Source organism: Butyricimonas sp. Marseille-P3923 (assembly GCF_900184685.1).
GTDB lineage: Bacteria > Bacteroidota > Bacteroidia > Bacteroidales > Marinifilaceae > Butyricimonas > Butyricimonas muris.
In genome coordinates this window covers 246535-265825 of sequence record NZ_FXXL01000003.1, presented here as the reverse complement: position 1 = coordinate 265825, position 19291 = coordinate 246535, and the positions used below count along the sequence as shown (strand labels likewise).

The window sequence follows — 19291 nt, the reverse complement described above, 5'->3', positions numbered from 1 at the left end:
TCTACCTTTGCAGACAACCAACAATAATATAATGCCCAAGAGGATCAACAAGAATGTGTTACAAATCGCGATCCACGTGATTGGATGGGGTATATTTTTTACCCTTCCTTTCTTCATGTATCGCGGGGAACAAGCTATTACCCTAAACCGATACCTCGGGTATTGTTTTATGCCGCTTTCCTGCCTGATTATCTTCTACATTAATTACGGCAAACTGATAGATTGCTTGCTATTCCGCAGAAAGATTGTACAATTCATATTGACAAATCTATTGTTTATCATACTTCTAGGCATTTTACTCCATAGTTGGCAGAACTTCCACCGGGTACACTTGAGCGAACCCATGCCGGAAAACTTGAAAGCCCTCAAAGATGCACTGCCCAAACCGCCGGTATTGCTTTTCATCAGTCGCGACATACTACTCATGGGACTCACCGTGGGACTTAGCGTGGCAATTAAAATGACAAGCGGTTGGTATAAAACGGAAGGCGAAAAACAAGAACTTCAAAAAGCACAAGCGGAGGCTGAATTACAAAATCTAAAAAGCCAACTCAACCCGCATTTCTTATTCAACACGTTGAATAACATCTATTCTTTGATTGCAATCAATCAAGACAAAGCACAATACGCCGTACAAGATTTAAGCAAGATGCTTCGCCACGTGCTATACGAAAATAACGACAATCTGGTCTCTTTAGATCGGGAATTTGATTTTATGCGGAGTTACATCAAATTAATGAGCTTACGCCTCTCGAGAACCACCCATCTGGATGTTTCCATTCCCGAAACCGGAAAAGGTGCAATGATAGCCCCATTGCTTTTTATCCCGCTGATAGAAAATGCATTCAAACACGGGGTCAGCAACACGCAGGACTCGTTTATACATATACAATTGGAATTGCACGAAGACCATTGGCTGCATTGCCTCGTCGCGAACAGCAATTTCCCCAAGAAAGATAACGATCGCAGCGGCTCCGGCATAGGAATAAAGAATTTGAAACGCCGGTTGGAATTACTTTACCCGGGTAATTTCCTGTTTTCCACCCGCACGGAAGACAACCGCTTCATCGCGGAACTGAATATTCACCTCTAAACACAAACTCTCATGACACTAAACTGCCTGATCGTGGATGACGAGCCTCTGGCTCTCGAATTACTGGAAAGTTATGTGAGTCGTACCCCTTTCCTGCATCTTGTAGACCGGTGTGACAGTGCCATCAAAGCCTTGTCCGTCGTTGAAGAAACCCCGGTAGACTTGATATTTCTGGATATACAGATGCCGGAACTGAACGGACTGGAACTCTCCCGACTGGTAGGAAATAAAGTAAAAATCATATTCACCACGGCATTCGAACAGTACGCCATCGAAGGCTTTCGTGTAGATGCTCTGGATTATTTGCTGAAACCGTTCAATTACTCGGAATTTCTGCGGGCAGCCACCAAAGCATTGCGCACCCACCCCGCCCCGGAATCTATTTTCGTGAAAAGCGATTACAAACTCGTCCAAGTTCAATTAAAAGATATACTCTACATCGAGGGATTGAAAGATTATATCCGCATCCAAACCGAAGACGGACAAGGTATCCTTACCTTGATGAGCATGAAATCTATCGAAGATTTCCTGCCCGCCGACACTTTCGTCCGGGTACATCGTTCGTATATTATCAACATGAACAAAATCAAAACGATCGAACGCAACCGCATCATTTTCGGTAAAGTCTATATCCCGATATCGGACTCCTACAAAGACCGCTTCACGGAATTGCTCGACAAACGAGCAATAAATTGAAAATTGAAAATTGAAAATTGAAAATTATACCTAACTTTGCAAACAAAATAATTTAGAAGCATAAAATTTAGAAAACTGAAAATTTAGAATATACCGGATTCTATTCAAATCCATTTTCAATTTTCAATTTTCAATTTTCAATTGTATCGCATGAGAAAAGACGAAAGGTATAATCAACGGGGTGTATCTGCATCCAAAGAAGACGTTCATAACGCCATCAAAAACATTGACAAGGGAATATTCCCAAAAGCTTTTTGCAAGATCATCCCGGACTATTTAGGGGGTCAGAAAAGTTATTGCAACATCATGCACGCCGACGGCGCAGGTACCAAATCATCACTGGCATACATGTATTGGAAAGAAACCGGTGATCTTTCCGTGTGGAAAGGTATCGCGCAAGATGCACTCATCATGAATATTGACGACCTCATTTGCGTGGGTGCGGTAGACAACATCCTACTCTCTTCCACTATCGGACGTAACAAACGGCTGATTCCGGGCGAAGTCATCGCAGCTATCATCAACGGCACGGAAGAATTGATAGAAGAATACCGCAAATTAGGCGTGAACATCTACTCTACCGGGGGAGAAACAGCCGATGTAGGCGATCTCGTGCGTACGATTATCGTGGACTCCACGGTCACTTGTCGCATGAAACGTTCCGACGTGATTTCCAACGACCATATTCAAACAGGCGATGTAATTATCGGTCTGGCATCCTACGGGCAGGCAACCTACGAAACCGAATACAACGGCGGAATGGGTTCCAACGGCTTGACCTCCGCGCGTCATGACGTGTTCGCCAAATACCTAGCGCAAAAATACCCGGAGAGTTATGACAACTCTCTACCCGAAGACCTCGTGTATTCCGGTGGGTGCAAATTAACCGACAAGATTGCCGATTTGGGTATTGATGCCGGGAAACTGGTATTATCCCCGACACGCACCTACATCCCTGTTATTAAACAAGTTCTTGACAAATACCGGAAACAAATTCACGGTATGGTACACTGCTCCGGCGGTGCCCAAACCAAAGTGATGAACTTCGTGGAAAATCTGCATATTGTAAAAGACAATATGTTCCCCGTACCTCCTCTCTTCAAATTGATTCAGGAACAATCCGGCACCCCGTGGGAAGAAATGTACAAAGTGTTCAACATGGGACACCGCATGGAAATCTACGTGAACGAAGAGATCGCGGAAGACATCATCGCCATATCCAAAAGTTTCAATATTGACGCCCGGATCGTCGGTCGCTGCTACGACAACGACGAGGGACAAGGTAATAAGCTCACGATTATCAGCGAACTCGGGAAGTTCATATACTGACCGTGGGTTTCATTCTTAAACATCATATATATAAAAAAGGATGCTCTCGGGCATCCTTTTTCTATTTTTCAGATAAATCTTTCCGTATCTGCTTTAATGAACTCATCAATAAAGGAATATTTTCTTGTATCGTATTAAAAATAACATCAGCATCAACCTCAAAATAATGATGCACAATTATATCACGCATTCCCATTACTTCTCGCCACGGAATTTGGGGATAATGAACAAGCAAACTTCCGGTTGTCACTTTATCCAAGTTTTTAACACTTTCTCCTATCGCTATCAATTTCATACAGATACTATCTAATAACAATGTACCTGCCGATGAATCCAAGAAATCATTTACACAATGAATTGCCACTGTTCTCTGCTGAATAATTTCCACAGATTCTATGATTTTATCCAGCAAGTGCAAAACCTTCACATCATACATAAATAGCTTCCTTTTGAATATTTTGCTTCAATACCTCATCCATTCTTTCACGCACACGCACCAAGTCAACGGGACGTCCTAACAAAGCCTCCAGCTCATACTTGATACGAGCTAATGTAAATAAAGTCGGAGCATCTCCTTCAAAGCAAATATCAATATCACTTGTTTCAGTCTGTTCACCACGAGCCACACTACCGAATATCCCCATTCGTGTGATGCGATAAACAGAAGCATGTGTCCTCATATAATCGGACAACAACTGCAAATATTCACTTATTGACTTCATAATCATTACAAACTTGTATCAACAAATATACGAATTATTCTCCTGTAAACATATTCGTCTAATTATTTTATTTTCTCGCTGCCTGTAATATCTCCTGTATCCGGTTGCGGACGTTAATTTGCGCACTATCCATTTTCGCTCTACGGGAAGGGATAAACAGGTTCTTATACTTAGCTTTTGTTATCTTGAATTTCATCTTCTCCATGGAACCGAGAATATCCACGCCCAGTTTAAACGGTACGGGAGATTTCAAAACAGAAATATGATAGTTAAAAGTCATATCTATTTTATGCTCACCCCCAACGGCTACCTTGTACCGATCCATCTCGACCATAAACGGGAAAATCTCTATCGTGCTATTTCTGATTGCGAAATCAACCGAAACACTATCAATCAAATTGCGTTCCTTATTCTTGAACATCATCATTTTCGATATCTCGGCAAACGTTTCCCCGTCCATCAGCACCAAGTCCTGCCCGTCGATATGAGCGACAGCCCGCAAAGTCGGTATATCAATCATCATCGAAGAATCCATCTCCGTTTCCGCCGCCATGTGGAAATCCACCAACCCGTCAAAAGACCTCAACATCGGCACGATAGAATCCAGTGAAGGCATAAAATCAATCAGAGCCCCCACGTGTATATCGTCCAGTTGAAGATCAAACCCGGCATATGCCCTCTCCGGCGAAGACGCCCGGTACAACATGCTTGTCCTCACGTCCGCCGCCATAGAACGCATCCTTAAATCGGACAGCTCTATACATTGATTTTTCATGTTCACCTCTCCATGAATACTATCCAAAACCAATTTCCCGTACAGCACACGATTAATATCCGTCTCGAACGTGAAATCTATTCCCGGCGGAACCACGAATACCGACATCGTTGAATCTGCCACGTAAGTTGAATCTGCCGCCAGATCAACATCTGACAATTCATCCTCGCTCAATTCCTCATCCATCCCCCACTTCATATTTGCCCGGTTTGCCTCCCCGACTTCCATCGCTTTCATCAATTGATTGCAATCAATCATCTTTGATTTCACTTTCAATTTCGCTTCCAATTCCTCTTGCCGCAAGAACGCTCCGGCAAGATTATACACCTCCCCGGTCAACAACAAATCGGACTTACCCATTCTCAGCCTTGCCCCGTTCAATTTAACATGCCCCGGTTTCAAGGTAATCTTCGTTCCGGGCATTCTCATGCGCAACGGGAACAGCGGCGTATATACCCGCATATCTTTAAATCCGATTATCCCCTCCACGTTCCACGGTCGCTCGTCTTTTTTACCCGGAACGGCGGACAAATCAAATCCGGCAAAAGCCAATCGTAACCGATTTCCCTTGGCACGTATCCGCAAACTATCCATATCTACCCGTGCCTTCACCAACGGCAGTTTTTTATTCTCCGGCGAAGGAGCCAGAGCCACACTCGCTTTACTGTTTCCCATCCGGAAACGCACGGAATCCCCCACCGTCAAATCAATCCAGCCGAATTTGACATCCGCCGACATGGATGCAACAGCCGAGGTATCTCTCAACGGAGAAGTTTTCACCTTCACGTAAGAAGTATCCATGTGAAATACCAATGCTTCCTTCCACTTGATATCCACGCTGTCAAAACCGAATATTCCGTTCAGCAAATTCTTTCCCTGCATGATTGTCGTATCTTCCATATTCGTCCCGAATCCCAACCCCACGGATTTCGAACGCAGGGACAAACTATCTTTTTCGCTTGCCAGCAACACGTCACGCAAACGACAACCGCCCCGGATATCCAACTTCCCGTAATTCTTATTCTTTACATCCGCCAACAAGATATGGGTCCTCAAAGCTGCGCTCAAACTCCCCTTCATAGTCACGCCCTCCTCCAACGGGAATATCTTGGGTAATATCGAAAAATTCACATCCGCTTTCACTTTCGCGTCTACCTTGGGATTCGTGATTAACTCGTCCACCCGTCCCTCGATATCCACATCCACGTCCGTTCCTTTCACGCACAAACAGTTCAATTTCACGTATGAAGCCTGCTCTTTCTGCAAATCAATCAACCCCTCCATATCAACATCCAATTTCTCCAAAGCGTACGGCATCCCGGCATATTTTGCCGCCCCGTCCCGTACCCGGAAACGGGCTTCCAGTACAGGCACCCGGTCTTTCCCGTAAATACCCTTCAATGTTCCTTTACATGAAACCTCCCCGGCAACTTCCACCCTATCGTCCCGCTTCAATATGGTTTCCGGTACCAAATCGAGAATCGTTTTCAATGACGGGATTTTTACCCCGAAAGTCAAATCTACCGCCAACTGCCGCCTTACCGTATCGCCTCGCAACTGTCCCCCGACACCGAATTTTATCCCGTTCACGTTCATCACCGCCCTGTCCAACGTGTACAATAAAGAATCCCTGTCCACGTGCATCCCGGTCTGAACGCCAAAAGCCAATCGTTTGACCAATAAATCCCCCTCTTGCCACAACAATACATTCTTGGCTTTCATTCCTAACTGCAAATTGGCCTTACGCCCCGTGAAATCACCATCGATCTTCAAGCCGAAACCTTCCGCACGGGCATAAAGCCGATTCGCCCGGTCGTCAAACACCAAATAACCGTCCTCCACACGAATATTCTTGATATCAACACCCTCGAATAACTTTTCCGACTCGGTATCCGATTCCACTGACAATGTATCAGCCGACTCCGACCGCATAACATTCCAAGCGGGAATCCCGTCGCTATTAATATAGGCATATATACGGGGTTTCTCTATCCGCAATTCTTTCACCACGATATCTTTCTTCGCGAGATATACCATCGGGTTTATCGTCAAAAGACAACGCTCGAAACTCATCAAAGAATCCGTTTTCGAGTAAACATTTTCCCCGTTAATCGTGTCTTGAAATACCTTCGTCACGACACTCCCGTTTCGTATCTCCAACCCGAAATTCGGGAACGTGGAAAAGAATGTCAATTCAATCGAATCAAAATGCACCTCCGCATCCAGCAACTCGTTCGCAGTTCTCTCCACCACGGGGGTCAATTTCTCCGGGGTAAAAATGAAATTCAACACGATACCGACCGCCGTACAAACCAACACTACAATAACCAGCACCGTTATTAAAAAATACTTCAAAAAACGCCACATAACAATTGAAAATTAAAAATTGAAAATGAATCACTAAACCGCCAGTCACGGAATCACTGAATCAATTTATCAATAAATTAAATATTTCTTTCTTACATCCATAAAGTTCGCCACGTCTTCCTGCCAACCGGCACGGATATCCTCTTCCGTCTTGCCATCCTTGATTTGCTGTCTGACACGGGTATTCCCGACCAACTTGTCAAACAAGGCATTAAAGAAAGGCTCTTTCCCCTCGTACTTCCTGTATGCCAACAATAACCACGCCAAATCCAACCGTTTCATCTCAAATATCGTGTTATATTCTTTGGCCAAGTCCATTCCATAACAAGTCTTCCCCGCGCACTTCGGGGTCATGCTCATCCCTTTTATCGGTTTCGGGACATAACTATACGGCATATCTTTCAGGTCGGGATGACCGAAGACTTGAAAAGGTCGCAAAGTGCCCCGCCCCTCGTTAATCGCCGTCCCCTCGAAAAAACAAGTTGACGGGTAAAGCATCACGGAAACCGAATCCGGCAAATTGGGCGAAGGCGCATAAGGCAAAGCAACAGGTTGTTCCCGATTCCACCCCTCGCAAGAAACGACAGTCAGGTCACACTTCACCTGTCCCTTCAACCATCCCTCACCATTAATCATTCGCGCGTACTCGCCAATCGTCATTCCATACACCACAGGCACCGGGTGCATCCCCACGAACGACACGCATTCTTTTTCTAGCACGGGACCATCCACGTAAAAAGCATTCGGGTTCGGACGATCCATGACAATCAAAGGAATCCCCTGTTCCGCACACGCTTCCATCACGTAATGCAGCGTCGACAGGTAAGTATAAAAACGGACACCCACGTCCTGTATATCAAAAACCATTACTTCTATCCCTTTCAAATCCGCCGGTTGGGGTTTCTTGTTTTTCCCGTAAAGAGATACTATCGGCAAACCGGTCGTCACATCCGTATCATTCTTTATCGTCTCCCCGGCATCCGCCGTTCCCCGGAATCCATGCTCCGGTGCGAAAACACGAATCACATCAACTCCCTGTTCCCGCAAAAAGTCAACCCCGTGTTGTTCACCCACGCGGGAAGTATGATTAGCCACCACTCCCACCTTTTTACCTGCCAACAAATCACGGTACGCATCATAACGCTCTATCCCGTTCCGTAAATTCACGGAAATAGCATCCGTACACGCGGATGCTATCACCAACATCAATATCAAATATCTCATCAATTACTTCTTTGTTTCCTGCTGCTGCTCTTTCTCCTTGAAATCGATCACCATCGTGTTCAGTATAGCCTCCACTTGTTTCAGCATATCCCGTTTCTCCTCGTTCGGGTAATAAACGTACCCCATCATGTAGATCACCCGCTGGTGTTCCTCGTCCAACACCACGTTCAACACGAACGGTCCCGCCATAAAATCATTCACCACCGTCCACAGTCCCCGAACAGACACCGCGTAATGTCCGTTATATTTATATTGTACGAAAGTATAAGGGATTTCCGTGTCCAGCGCCATATACGAACCGTTTCTCGGTCCGGGAATAAACTTCTCCAACTCCTCGTTCACCCGATCCACGATAACCACGTGATTAAACTGGCTCTCGTGCTCGTATTTCTCCGTGAAAAATATAATCCCCTTGCTATCTTTCTTGGTTTCACTCGAAATCCACACGAAATCGGTCGTATCCTTATTGATATAATAACCTGTCGGGCAATACAACAACATATCATACTTCTTCTTGAACAGGTTAAATATCCGGGTATCCGCCGTACGCTTGTAGATAGACACCAATCGGTCACGCTCCGCTTTCGCGTAAATACCCAATATCTTCATCTTGTTCTCCTCGAACAATTGTATCGCCACCTTGTTATTCGGGGCGGCAATTTTTATAAACTTCTGAGTTTTTGCCCAAGGACTATCCGCGTATTGCACGTACGCCGAATCAATCGTCGGGGAAATCTTGATTTGCAATACATTCCGATGCCCCTTCATATTCTTGTCGAAATACATCTCCGGCAAATTCATCACATCCATAATAGGCTCCGCCTGCGGAAGTCCGTCCTGCTCCTGCCCGAAGAAAGCCTTTATCGTATCTCCCACCGGACCGTTCCACACGTTTTTCTCGGCAATCACCAAAACCTGATTAATCTTGCCCGAAATAGAAGGCATCAAATTCTTCGTGGCATTCTTACAAGAACCCAACACCAAAATCATCGCGAAAACAAATAATATCTTTCTCATAGCATACAATTGAAAATTAAAAATTGAAAATTGAAAATGAACCTACCAAAAACTTCATTTATCTATTTTCCATTATATATATTATTGAAAATCAAAAACACAGAGCAATTTTCAATTCTGCATTTTCAATTTTCAATTGCTAAAATTTACTGTTTGCCTCATCCAGAATCCCCTTCACCGATCCCACGAGGATTTTCGCCTCCACCATCACGGGAATCCTGTACTCGTCATTACTCACCCATACCTTCATATTCTCCCCGCCCTTGAAAACATCTCCGGCAACAAGCAAAGGCGAGAACACGTAACATTGCCTGCGTCCGCTATCCGTCTTCACCTTTTCCAGTCCCAGATAACGGATATATAAATCGTAAATCTTATCATCCAACAATATACGTATGGGAATCATATCCCCTTTCTTGTACTTGTCAAAATCCAATTCACGGGCTTTCCACGCCACGGACAACATATTATACGTGTCCGGTTGCAAAGCAATCGTATCCTTACGCTTATACTTTCCTATCTTATGTACGTCGGACAGAATCCGGTTACTGTCATAATCCCACACGTAATCGAACGTCTTGTGATAATTCCCCTCGTGAGCCTTCCGGGAAAACTCGTAAGGCATATAAGTCACGCTATCATGGTGAGAAATCAACGTATCGCGCAACTTGAACACCCAATCCCACGAGGGATTGGAATACCCCACGGCGAACACCTCCTCCGCATTCGGGTACTTTTCGGAAGGCTTCACGCTCATCTCCACCGCACCGGCGTTAATCCAGATAAAGCCCCAATTGTAATAGCCTCTGTATGTCAGTTTTTCTATCACGTTGGGCACCTTTCTCTGCGAAACGGCAGGCAGGCTGACGAACAATACCAATATCAGTATAATTATTCTCATCTATTGTTTCTGTTTCTCCGGTTATCCTTGTTCTCTGTATTTTTCTTTTTACTCGGGTCTTCTCTCTTGTACGTTTTGCTCGCGTCAAATTCCTGCTCCACGTCGAAGTTTTTCTTCAAATTAATCTCCACGGGCAAATATTTTATCTCTTCGGGTTGAATACCTTTCAAGTAATTACCCGTGTCCCACTTCTTGTTACCGTTCCGGTCGAGTATCCCGCGAATCATATATTTCCCCTCGTTCAAATAATCAAACATCACCTTCCCGTCCTTCTCTATCCAACGCTCTTCCAGCACTTTCACTTCCTTATCCCCTTGATAAAGTTGTATAATTATCGGCGTTTGGGCATTCTTCACCTGCACGAAAATCTTCCCGTAATCCTCCTCAGCCTTGGTCTTGAACGTTTTCTCGATCTTATTGTTATATAACCCGTAAATACTATATATTCCCATAGAATCTACAACTAATTTATACTCTGTTTCCGGCTTCCATTTCGTTCCAAGTTCATATCTACGAATCTTCAGGCTATCCCGTTTCATCGTGAAATCAGCGGGTTCCCATATCGTATCCACCTTCTCGAACAAATGAATATTCTTAAACCCGTCTTCGTGAATCGGTCGGTCAAAATCAAAACGAATCCCTTTATTCAAATCGGCCGTTCCGCCAACCCCGACATTCACCTCCATAAACTTGATCTCCGGAATCGTGTCCTTATCCTTCTTACGTCTTCCTTTAGGTTCCGGTTTATCCTTGAAATAGAAACGAGTCGTGTCGGTAAAAAGTTCCCGTTTCCCGAGGGAATCTGAACGCAAATAAGTCACTAACGCCGTTAAAGAATCAATCTTGTACACCAGCGAATCTTTTATCCACAACTGAATGGTATCTCTGCCGGCAGAACGCTCTTCAAGGAACCAGTCACTCTGATCCTCTTTTTCCAGCAAATGCAACCCGCGCAGACGTACACTCAACCGATTCTCCGCCGGGATACTGAATATAAAATCCAACCGTTCCCTCTCCTTGCGATCCCCATCCACGAGATACAACTGAGTTTTCTCCTCGTCAAACATCGGGATAAACAGGTTACTCGGTCCGAACGCCGTGTAATCCCTCTGCACGATCGTGTCCTGTGTCAACACTTTCAACTCTACACCTTTCTTTGTACGACGTCCCTCCAATACCACGGTATCGGGACGTATCGTGTCATACACCACTACCGGGAAAGCCATTGTCGTCACCAGCGAATCTATAAAACCGACCTTTTCCTCCTCCGGCATAAACTTGTTATCCCGGTTCGCGTCATCGATCGCCAGTATCCGGTAGGTCGTATTTTTTATATTCGTCACCCGGAACATTCCCGCACTATCCGTCCTTGCCACGTAATTCGGCAATTCCAACATGGCGGCAGAATCCGCGTGATTCTCGTAAAACAGCACCATAGCCCCCAACACGGGCAACTGCGATTCCATGTCGATCACCTGTCCCGCCAACTCCATCGAATCCAGTTTCGGGCCCGTGGAAAACACGTAACGATAGAACCCCAACGGATTACCCTCGTTATTATCCACGATTGCATCGGCAAAATCCAACGTGTACGTCGTTTCCGGCAACAACGTGTCTTGGAAGGTCACCCGTATATATTTCCCCCGCAGGCTCACTCTCGCTTTCTTCTTTGCCGGGGGCGACATCACGAATTTATTGTTAATCTCCTTGAGTTGCACGTACTCGTCAAAATAAATATCAATATACTTCCCTTTAAAGTTCGTGGAATACGATTCCGGCACCTCCTTGATCACTTTTGGCGGAGTCTCGTCCTTCTCCCCCCCTTGCGGGTATCCCCGGTTCGCGCAAGCATAAATCACCAACGCTATCATCACAGCAACAAAACAGAATCCGTTCCAAAAAATCTTATTCATAGCTCTTCCAAATATTAACTTTACAAAACTAGGGAAAAAAAGCTAAAATCCTCTCAAATTCAGTTTTAAGATTTCAGTTTTTTAAATTTTACCGGCTTTACCGAGACAAGCAACGCTACATCGCACACCCTCGATCTTCCGCAACTCAGCCAGACAAGCCTTGGTTGTCGCGCCACTCGTGAGGACATCATCCACCAGCAACACGTGACACCCCCGCAACCGCCCCGGGTCCGTTAAACGGAAAGCCTTCATCACGTTATCCGCCCTTTCTTCCCGGCTCAACCCTGTCTGCGAACGAGTATTCTCCTTCCGTTCAAGCACATCCGGCACAATCTTTACCCCTAAAACCCCTGCAATCCCCGTGCCAATCGCCAACGACTGGTTAAATCCCCGCTCTTTTTCACGTGCCGGATGCAACGGCACCGGAATAACACAATCAATTCCATGTCCCGTCCCGATCCTCTCTCCAAGCATCCGTCCTGCCCACACACCCAACTCCCGCCTCGACTTGTATTTTATGGCATATATCAATTGATGAAAATCACTCTCCCGGTTATACGTGAACAACCAAAACAAATTCTCCGCGTCCAACACCTCTTTCATTCTCTCGTCCGCCCCTTCATCCGCTCCCTCGTTCAACGGCATCCGACACAAACATCCCGAGCACATGAACCGTTCTCTGCGTACCAACACGTCACCACACACCACGCAAACTCTCGGAAACAACAATCCAACCCCCGACCGCAAATAATCCAAAAATATCTTCCCCAACCTATTTATCACAAATCCAAAATCTTTCAATCTAAAATCATAAATCCAAAATCATAAATTCCCTTCACTGTTTCACGAAGTTATAAGTAATCGTTCCAGCCAGCCTTTCCGGGGCACTCGCGTCTGCATTGAACTCAGACCGCAATGCAGCGTCTACCGCCACTTCCCGTAAATTACTATCCTGATTTGATTCCTTATCCACGACCTCGGCTTTTAACACCCGCCCTTGTCGGTTTACCACCACGGCAACAACCACCTTCCCCCCGAATTCACACTTGTAAACCGGAATCGGCAAATAAGTCTTGTAACGCCCCTTGATATTATAAGACACGCTACTCTTCCCCACGTACACCGTGGATTGCAACGAATCCAACAGCCTCTGCTTCTCGTCCCGGCTAAAACGAATACTATCCTCCTTGAAATGTTTATTTTTCTCCGCCTTGTAACGATCCCCGTAATCCCCCCGCAATTCTTCCTGTATCTCGTTGATATATTCCTCTATCCGCTCGTGCGACTCCGACGCCTCATTACTTTTCACCGCGTCTTCATTTACCGCCATCGAACGCAACATCCTCTCCACCTCTTCATCCGCACTCTGGCGAGCCACCTCCTCTTTCTTCTTGATCTCCTCCTGTTTCTGCTGAATAATTTCCGGCTCCGGCATATCCAACTCGATCTCCATCTCCACGTGATTCTCCAACTGGGATATCCCCATACTCACCAGACAAATCGCCACCAACAGATGAAATATCACCGTCCCCATCACCCCGTGGCGATGCTCGTCCAGCCAGCACAGCAAAGATTCTTTCAGCCCAGAAAAATCAATTCGTTTTCCCATAATACATATATAATATCTCACTCAAATTTTATCGCCTTCACCGGACTGATCTTGGAAATCAGCATCGTGGGGATCACCAGCATCAGCACCGTCACGGCTATCACTCCCGCATTCAACAAAATCACGTACCCGATACTGAAATTTACAGGCACTGTATCCATGTAATAAGTCACCGGATCGAGATGTATCACGTTACAAGCCGCCTGTACACCTGCCAGCACAAATGCCAACACGTTGCCCCACAACATCCCTCGGGCAATCAACCCGGCTGAAATATAAAGGAACAACTTACGCAAAGATACATTTTTGTATCCCAACGCTTTCATGATACCGATAAATGTTGTCTTATCCAATATTAAAATCAACAGACCGGATACCATATTAAATCCCGCCACCGTCACGATCAGGAGCAAAATCACCCACACGTTCATGTTCAACAACGCCAGCCAGTCAAAAATCTGCGGTGCCTCGTCGGCAAGCGTCCGCACCTCGCAATACCATCCCAGCTCGTCAAGCAAGTCGTCCACCTTCTCCGCCATTTCATTCACCTGTTCCACGTCGTCCAACTCCACGGCAATCTTTGACACCTCTCCCGCTTTCCAACCGTTCAAACGAGCCAGATGCCGGACATCCGCCACGACCATCACGTCGTCATACTCCTTGAACCCGGTGTCGTATATACCCGCTACCGTGAACACCCGTGCCCGAGGCGGTTCCTGCACGAAATGCGACGTCACCCGGTCGCCCAACCCCAAACCTAGCATGGAAGCGACAGAGCGGGAAATCAATATGTCATTCGAGGTCGTCTCCGTTGAAAAATCCGGAAACATCCCCTCCTTCAAATTCCGTTGAAAAAAAGCCGCATCATAACCCGCATCCACCCCTTTCAGCACAATCCCGTGAATCTCCTCCTTGCTCTTGAATATAGCAGGCTTCTCGATATACCCGTACACGTCCTTCACCCCCTCAACCCGTTTCAATTCCGTCATCAGCGAGTCCGCCCCCCGAATAACGCCCTCATCTCCCGTTGAACCGGGCATAAAAGGCTGCACGTTCAGATGCGCGGTGAAACCCGATAACTTTTCCGTGATCTCCTGCTTGAACCCGGTGATAATGAACAACGACAACAACATCACGCACAATCCCAACGCGATACCCACGATAGCGATCTTCACGATCGGCACCGACACGGACTTCATCGCGTCCCCTTTCAACAACCTACGCGCAATATACCATTCCAGATTCATAACAATTGAAAATTGAAAATTGAAAATTGAAAATGAAGCCAAAACCCATATCAATATTTCAATCTTCCGGTTTTAATTACGCGAAACTACGAAAACAATAACAGATTCAAAAACTTGCCCCGATTATTTCCGCACCCGAAACAATTTTTGTACAGAACGATTCAACCCCGTTTCCACGGTTATCCCACCGTAATCCTGCCTTTTCCCGCTTACCCCCTCGTTTTACCACTCTTACACCATCCGTCCCCAAGGGGGCTGAAAGCTCTCCGGAAGTAGCCTGCAAGAAAGTTGAGGTAGAATTACCATAGGATAACCGTGGGTTTACCCCTAGTCTACCCATACTCTACCTCATCTTCGAAGCATGAACGTATCATGAACGTATCATGAACGTACCATGAACGTAAACGAACGTTCATGCTTTGAAGTTAGTTTGTTAATGAAAGCTTTTTAAGGTAGAGAAAGGAGCCGGAGAAGATAGGGCAAACACGCGCCACGTCTACCCCTCCTTTACAGAATCAAACTAAATTACTCCGATGGCTTCAAATTTAAAACGATTTCGGGATATTAAATGACAATTTTTTATTAAACTCGCGTACATGCTAAAAGAATGAGAATAAATCATATAAAATATAATCATGCAGAATAATCTAATTGACAAACAAATCGTTGACCGGAAGCTGGAAGCGTGCGGGATCCGTGACATGGAAGATGCCACGATACGCGACATCGTGAAAGTTGTAAACATGGTTGAAGCCGAATGCGGGGAAAAATTCATCCGCATGGAAATGGGTGTACCGGGATTGGCACCCTCGAAGATCGGTATTGACGCCGAAATAGAGGCTTTACGTGCCGGATGTGCCCAATTCTATCCCATGCTGGAAGGACACAAGGAATTCAAGGAAGAAGGTTCCAAGTTCGTGAAAAACTTCATGGACATTGACATCAAACCGGAAGGCATCATTCCCACGGTGGGTTCCATGCAAGCCTGTTTCGCCGCCTTTATGGCAGTGACCGAATGCAAGAAGGGAAAAGACACCGTGCTCTTCATCGATCCCGGCTTTCCCGTGCAGAAAACACAGATGCAAGTCATCGGTAAACCGTTCGAGTCATTCGACGTGTACAACTACCGCGGGGAAAAACTCCGGGAGAAACTGGAAGAACACCTCTCCAAGGGAAATATTTCCGCCATCCTGTACAGTAACCCGAACAACCCGGCGTGGATTTGCTTCACGGACGAAGAGTTGAAAATTATCGGGGAACTCGCCACCAAGTATGACGTGATCGTGCTGGAAGACCTCGCTTACTTCGCCATGGACTTCCGCCGTGATCTTTCCGTACCGGGCAAGGCCCCGTTCCAAGCCACAGTCGGCAAATACACGGACAACTATATCGTGATGATCTCCGGTTCGAAATTATTCAGCTACGCGGGACAACGTCTGGGTATCATGTGTATTTCCGACGCCCTTTACAACCGCAAGTACGACAACCTGCACGACCGTTTCGGGGGAATGGGTACACTCGGGTACACGATTGTAAACCGCATCATCTATACCCTGTCATCCGGAACCACCCACTCCTGCCAGTACGCCATGGCTGCAATACTGAAAGCTGCCAACGAGGGGCGCATCAACATCCTCGACGGGGTACGGGAATACGCCGAGCGGGCTAACGCCATGAAAACACTCTTTACCAAATACGGTTTCGAGATCGTGTACGATCGGGATCTGGAGGAACCGATTGCCGACGGATTCTACTTCACGCTGATTTACCCGGGATTCTCCGGTGGCGAGTTGGCAAAAGCAATCCTGTATTATGGCATATCCGCGATTCCGTTGCGGGATACCGGCTCAAAAAAACAAGGTTTGCGCGCTTGCGTATCCCAAACGGGACTCGAACGCATGCCCGACCTAGAAGACCGGTTGAAACGTTTCGCCGCGGACCACAAATAATTGAAAATGGAGAATTGAATTTTCAACTTTCAATTTTCAATTGATTCAAGCCTTGAAAGAAAACAATTTCGGGATAAAAGCAAAACAATGTTAAAATGGTAACAAACTATTTCAAGATTCAATTTAAGTTTGTAATTTTATCCCGTAAATGCGTTACAAACTAGAAGAGAAATAGAGAATTTATTTATAAATCATAACCTATTATTCAATTATGGCAAAATTTAGAGGCGCTGTCGTCGTTGACAAAGAAAAATGTAAAGGATGCAACCTTTGCGTGGTCGCGTGTCCTACCAAAACTCTTGCTTTGGCAAAAGAGGTAAACGGTAAAGGATACAACTACTCCGAGATGGTAAATCCGGAAGCATGTATTGGATGTGCCAGCTGTGCGCTGGTATGCCCTGACTCGGTAATTACCGTTTACAAAATGAATGTAGAATAAGAATAAAAACTACCAAAAATGGCAGAAGTAAAATTAATGAAAGGGAATGAGGTAATAGCCGAGGCCGCAATCCGTTGCGGATGTGACGCATACTACGGTTATCCTATTACCCCGCAATCCGAAGTCATGGAAACTCTCATGGCACGCAAACCGTGGGAGGAAACAGGAATGGTTGTGTTGCAGGCCGAGAGTGAATTGGCCTCCATCAACATGGTATACGGTGCCGCCGCTTGCGGTAAAAAAGCTATGACATCTTCATCCAGCCCCGGTATGTCGCTAATGCAAGAAGCACTCACGTACTTGGCAGGAGCCGAGTTACCGTGTCTGGTCGTGAACGTTGTACGCGGAGGCCCAGGATTGGGAACCATCCAACCGGCACAGAGTGACTATTTCCAAGCAACCAAAGGTGGTGGTCATGGTGACTATCACTTGATCGTGCTTGCTCCCGCTTCCGTGCAAGAAATGAATGATTTCGTGGGTCTTGGATTTGACCTCGCTTTCAAATATCGCAATCCCGCCATGATCCTTGCCGACGGTGTTATCGGACAGATGATGGAAAAAGTTCAATTGAGCGAACCCAAAGCTCGCTGGACAGAGGAAGAGATCGAAAAAATGTCCGATAGTTGGGCATTGACCGGAAAGAAACCGCATCGTTACCACAACACGGTTACTTCTCTTGAACTTGACTCTTACAAACAAGAAAAGTTCAACCACAAACTTCAGGCTAAATACAAGGAAATGGAAGAGAACGACGTTCGCTTCGAGGAGATCCAATGCGAGGATGCAGACTACCTGCTCGTGGCTTACGGATCAGCTTCCCGTATTTGCCAAAAGGCCGTACAACTGTGTCGTGAAAAAGGAATCAAAGTGGGTATCCTTCGCCCGATCACGCTTTATCCTTTCCCGAAAAAAGAAGTGGCTCGCCTGTCAAAACAAGTTAAAGGTATCTTGACTGTAGAGATGAGTGCCGGACAAATGATTGAAGACGTTCGATTGAACGTGGCAAACCATGACATCCCGGTAGAACACTACGGACGTTTCGGGGGTGTGATCCCGACACCGGAAGAGATCGTTGAAGCACTTGAAAAACAAATTATAGGAGCATAAGCTATGTCAGTAGAATTAAAAGATATAATAAAAGAGGAGAATATTGTTTACAAGAAAACTCCCGTGCTTACCGACAACGTGATGCACTACTGCCCGGGATGTTCCCATGGCGTGGTTCACAAAATCTTGGCGGAAGTGATCGAAGAAATGGGTATTCAGGACAAGACCATCGGTGTATCTCCGGTAGGATGTTCCGTACTCGCTTACAATTATTTGGACATTGACTGGGCGGAAGCAGCCCACGGTCGCGCACCTGCCGTTGCTACCGGAATCAGCCGCGTTCACCCGGATCGTTACGTGTTCACGTACCAAGGTGACGGTGACTTGGCATCTATCGGATGCGGGGAAATCATGCACGCTTGCAACCGTGGTGAAAACATCGTGGTGATCTTTATCAACAACGCTATCTACGGTATGACCGGGGGACAAATGGCACCGACCACCCTTTTGGGACAGGTTACCGCTACCACTCCTTACGGACGTGACGCCAAGTTGAACGGATTCCCGATGAAATTGACCGAATTACTCGCTCAATTGGACGGAACTTGCTATGTAACCCGTCAGTCGGTACATACCCCGGCTAACGTGCGCAAAGCAAAAGCCGCTATCCGCAAAGCATTCGAGAATACCCGGAAAGAAAAAGGTACTTCTTTCGTGGAAATCGTCGGTACTTGTAACTCCGGTTGGAAAATGACCCCGGTTGACGCCAACAAGTGGATGGTTGACAACATGTTCCCGAAATACCAGTTAGGAGACATCAAAGATAATTGAAAATGCAGAATTGAAAATTGAAAATGAATATCCTTCAACTTTCAATTTTCAATCGCAGTTTACAAATTAGACGAATTAAAACAATAACAAGAAACTTGAAGATTGTCAATCATCATTTTCAATTTTCAATTT

The 19291-nt window shown here is 45.9% G+C and carries 18 protein-coding genes; 7 read left to right on the top strand and 11 right to left on the bottom strand.

The genetic code is table 11. The features are described 5' to 3' along the window. Positions 1 to 31 precede the first annotated feature (31 nt). From CS948_RS01405 to CS948_RS01395, 3 genes are all read left to right on the top strand, one after another. Positions 32 to 1093, top strand: a complete 1062-nt coding sequence (locus CS948_RS01405) for a sensor histidine kinase (RefSeq protein WP_099289961.1) — start codon at positions 32 to 34, stop codon at positions 1091 to 1093. Positions 1094 to 1105: 12 nt separating this feature from the next. Then, positions 1106 to 1789 (top strand): LytTR family DNA-binding domain-containing protein, encoded by a 684-nt coding sequence (locus CS948_RS01400; protein ID WP_099289960.1) that lies wholly within the window; start codon positions 1106 to 1108, stop codon positions 1787 to 1789. Positions 1790 to 1939: 150 nt separating this feature from the next. Continuing rightward, positions 1940 to 3118 (top strand): AIR synthase related protein, encoded by a 1179-nt coding sequence (locus CS948_RS01395; protein ID WP_099289959.1) that lies wholly within the window; start codon positions 1940 to 1942, stop codon positions 3116 to 3118. 61 nt (positions 3119 to 3179) lie between these two features. On the opposite strand, the gene CS948_RS01390 is transcribed toward CS948_RS01395, so the two are convergent. The 11 genes from CS948_RS01390 to CS948_RS21420 all read right to left on the bottom strand — a co-directional run bounded on the left by CS948_RS01390 (position 3180) and on the right by CS948_RS21420 (position 15233). Beyond that, positions 3180 to 3554 (bottom strand): DUF86 domain-containing protein, encoded by a 375-nt coding sequence (locus tag CS948_RS01390; protein WP_099289958.1) that lies wholly within the window; start codon positions 3552 to 3554, stop codon positions 3180 to 3182. Beyond that, complete coding sequence (locus tag CS948_RS01385; RefSeq protein ID WP_099290048.1) at positions 3547 to 3840, bottom strand: nucleotidyltransferase family protein; 294 nt, start codon at positions 3838 to 3840, stop codon at positions 3547 to 3549. The genes CS948_RS01390 and CS948_RS01385 overlap by 8 nt, the downstream gene beginning before the upstream one ends. Positions 3841 to 3907: 67 nt before the next feature. After that, entirely contained in the window at positions 3908 to 6982 is a 3075-nt protein-coding gene (locus CS948_RS01380) for an AsmA-like C-terminal region-containing protein (RefSeq protein WP_099289957.1), read from the bottom strand. Between the two features lie 69 nt (positions 6983 to 7051). Next, entirely contained in the window at positions 7052 to 8206 is a 1155-nt protein-coding gene (locus CS948_RS01375; protein WP_099289956.1) for an exo-beta-N-acetylmuramidase NamZ domain-containing protein, read from the bottom strand. Positions 8207 to 8209: 3 nt separating this feature from the next. Continuing rightward, positions 8210 to 9223, bottom strand: coding sequence for a DUF4837 family protein (locus CS948_RS01370; RefSeq protein ID WP_099289955.1), 1014 nt, complete (start codon positions 9221 to 9223; stop codon positions 8210 to 8212). A gap of 139 nt (positions 9224 to 9362) precedes the next feature. Next, positions 9363 to 10124: a DUF3108 domain-containing protein gene (locus tag CS948_RS01365; RefSeq protein ID WP_099289954.1), complete on the bottom strand. Its 762-nt coding sequence runs from the start codon at positions 10122 to 10124 to the stop codon at positions 9363 to 9365. Next, complete coding sequence (locus tag CS948_RS01360; protein ID WP_099289953.1) at positions 10121 to 12037, bottom strand: Ig-like domain-containing protein; 1917 nt, start codon at positions 12035 to 12037, stop codon at positions 10121 to 10123. The genes CS948_RS01365 and CS948_RS01360 overlap by 4 nt, the downstream gene beginning before the upstream one ends. Before the next feature lie 81 nt (positions 12038 to 12118). Further along, a complete protein-coding gene (locus CS948_RS01355) occupies positions 12119 to 12820 on the bottom strand; it encodes a ComF family protein (RefSeq protein ID WP_141560855.1) in 702 nt (233 codons plus the stop codon). A gap of 52 nt (positions 12821 to 12872) precedes the next feature. Next, positions 12873 to 13646, bottom strand: coding sequence for an energy transducer TonB (locus tag CS948_RS01350; protein ID WP_099289951.1), 774 nt, complete (start codon positions 13644 to 13646; stop codon positions 12873 to 12875). Between the two features lie 17 nt (positions 13647 to 13663). Continuing rightward, complete coding sequence (locus CS948_RS01345; protein ID WP_099290047.1) at positions 13664 to 14893, bottom strand: ABC transporter permease; 1230 nt, start codon at positions 14891 to 14893, stop codon at positions 13664 to 13666. Positions 14894 to 14999: 106 nt separating this feature from the next. Next, positions 15000 to 15233, bottom strand: a complete 234-nt coding sequence (locus CS948_RS21420; protein WP_141560854.1) for a hypothetical protein — start codon at positions 15231 to 15233, stop codon at positions 15000 to 15002. A 295-nt stretch (positions 15234 to 15528) separates the two neighbouring features. Between CS948_RS21420 and CS948_RS01340 the strand changes: the two genes are divergently transcribed. The 4 genes from CS948_RS01340 (at position 15529) to CS948_RS01325 (ending at position 19159) form a co-directional block, all read left to right on the top strand. Beyond that, positions 15529 to 16842, top strand: coding sequence for a pyridoxal phosphate-dependent aminotransferase (locus CS948_RS01340; protein ID WP_099289950.1), 1314 nt, complete (start codon positions 15529 to 15531; stop codon positions 16840 to 16842). 211 nt (positions 16843 to 17053) lie between these two features. After that, positions 17054 to 17281 carry a 4Fe-4S binding protein gene (locus CS948_RS01335; RefSeq protein WP_099289949.1) on the top strand — a complete coding sequence of 76 codons (228 nt, stop codon included), beginning with the start codon at positions 17054 to 17056 and terminating at the stop codon, positions 17279 to 17281. A gap of 18 nt (positions 17282 to 17299) precedes the next feature. Then, positions 17300 to 18388, top strand: a complete 1089-nt coding sequence (locus CS948_RS01330) for a 3-methyl-2-oxobutanoate dehydrogenase subunit VorB (protein ID WP_099289948.1) — start codon at positions 17300 to 17302, stop codon at positions 18386 to 18388. A gap of 3 nt (positions 18389 to 18391) precedes the next feature. Further along, positions 18392 to 19159: a thiamine pyrophosphate-dependent enzyme gene (locus tag CS948_RS01325; protein ID WP_099289947.1), complete on the top strand. Its 768-nt coding sequence runs from the start codon at positions 18392 to 18394 to the stop codon at positions 19157 to 19159. The last annotated feature ends 132 nt before the right edge of the window (positions 19160 to 19291 follow it).

Bases quoted from the DNA above. Each gene is read 5' to 3' on its own strand.
- CS948_RS01405 (WP_099289961.1), top strand. From the start codon at position 32: ATGCCCAAGAGGATCAACAAGAATGTGTTACAAATCGCGATCCACGTG.
- CS948_RS01400 (WP_099289960.1), top strand. From the start codon at position 1,106: ATGACACTAAACTGCCTGATCGTGGATGACGAGCCTCTGGCTCTCGAA.
- CS948_RS01395 (WP_099289959.1), top strand. From the start codon at position 1,940: ATGAGAAAAGACGAAAGGTATAATCAACGGGGTGTATCTGCATCCAAA.
- CS948_RS01390 (WP_099289958.1), bottom strand. From the start codon at position 3,554: ATGTATGATGTGAAGGTTTTGCACTTGCTGGATAAAATCATAGAATCT.
- CS948_RS01385 (WP_099290048.1), bottom strand. From the start codon at position 3,840: ATGAAGTCAATAAGTGAATATTTGCAGTTGTTGTCCGATTATATGAGG.
- CS948_RS01380 (WP_099289957.1), bottom strand. From the start codon at position 6,982: ATGTGGCGTTTTTTGAAGTATTTTTTAATAACGGTGCTGGTTATTGTA.
- CS948_RS01375 (WP_099289956.1), bottom strand. From the start codon at position 8,206: ATGAGATATTTGATATTGATGTTGGTGATAGCATCCGCGTGTACGGAT.
- CS948_RS01370 (WP_099289955.1), bottom strand. From the start codon at position 9,223: ATGAGAAAGATATTATTTGTTTTCGCGATGATTTTGGTGTTGGGTTCT.
- CS948_RS01365 (WP_099289954.1), bottom strand. From the start codon at position 10,124: ATGAGAATAATTATACTGATATTGGTATTGTTCGTCAGCCTGCCTGCC.
- CS948_RS01360 (WP_099289953.1), bottom strand. From the start codon at position 12,037: ATGAATAAGATTTTTTGGAACGGATTCTGTTTTGTTGCTGTGATGATA.
- CS948_RS01350 (WP_099289951.1), bottom strand. From the start codon at position 13,646: ATGGGAAAACGAATTGATTTTTCTGGGCTGAAAGAATCTTTGCTGTGC.
- CS948_RS01345 (WP_099290047.1), bottom strand. From the start codon at position 14,893: ATGAATCTGGAATGGTATATTGCGCGTAGGTTGTTGAAAGGGGACGCG.
- CS948_RS21420 (WP_141560854.1), bottom strand. From the start codon at position 15,233: ATGGGTAGACTAGGGGTAAACCCACGGTTATCCTATGGTAATTCTACC.
- CS948_RS01340 (WP_099289950.1), top strand. From the start codon at position 15,529: ATGCAGAATAATCTAATTGACAAACAAATCGTTGACCGGAAGCTGGAA.
- CS948_RS01335 (WP_099289949.1), top strand. From the start codon at position 17,054: ATGGCAAAATTTAGAGGCGCTGTCGTCGTTGACAAAGAAAAATGTAAA.
- CS948_RS01330 (WP_099289948.1), top strand. From the start codon at position 17,300: ATGGCAGAAGTAAAATTAATGAAAGGGAATGAGGTAATAGCCGAGGCC.
- CS948_RS01325 (WP_099289947.1), top strand. From the start codon at position 18,392: ATGTCAGTAGAATTAAAAGATATAATAAAAGAGGAGAATATTGTTTAC.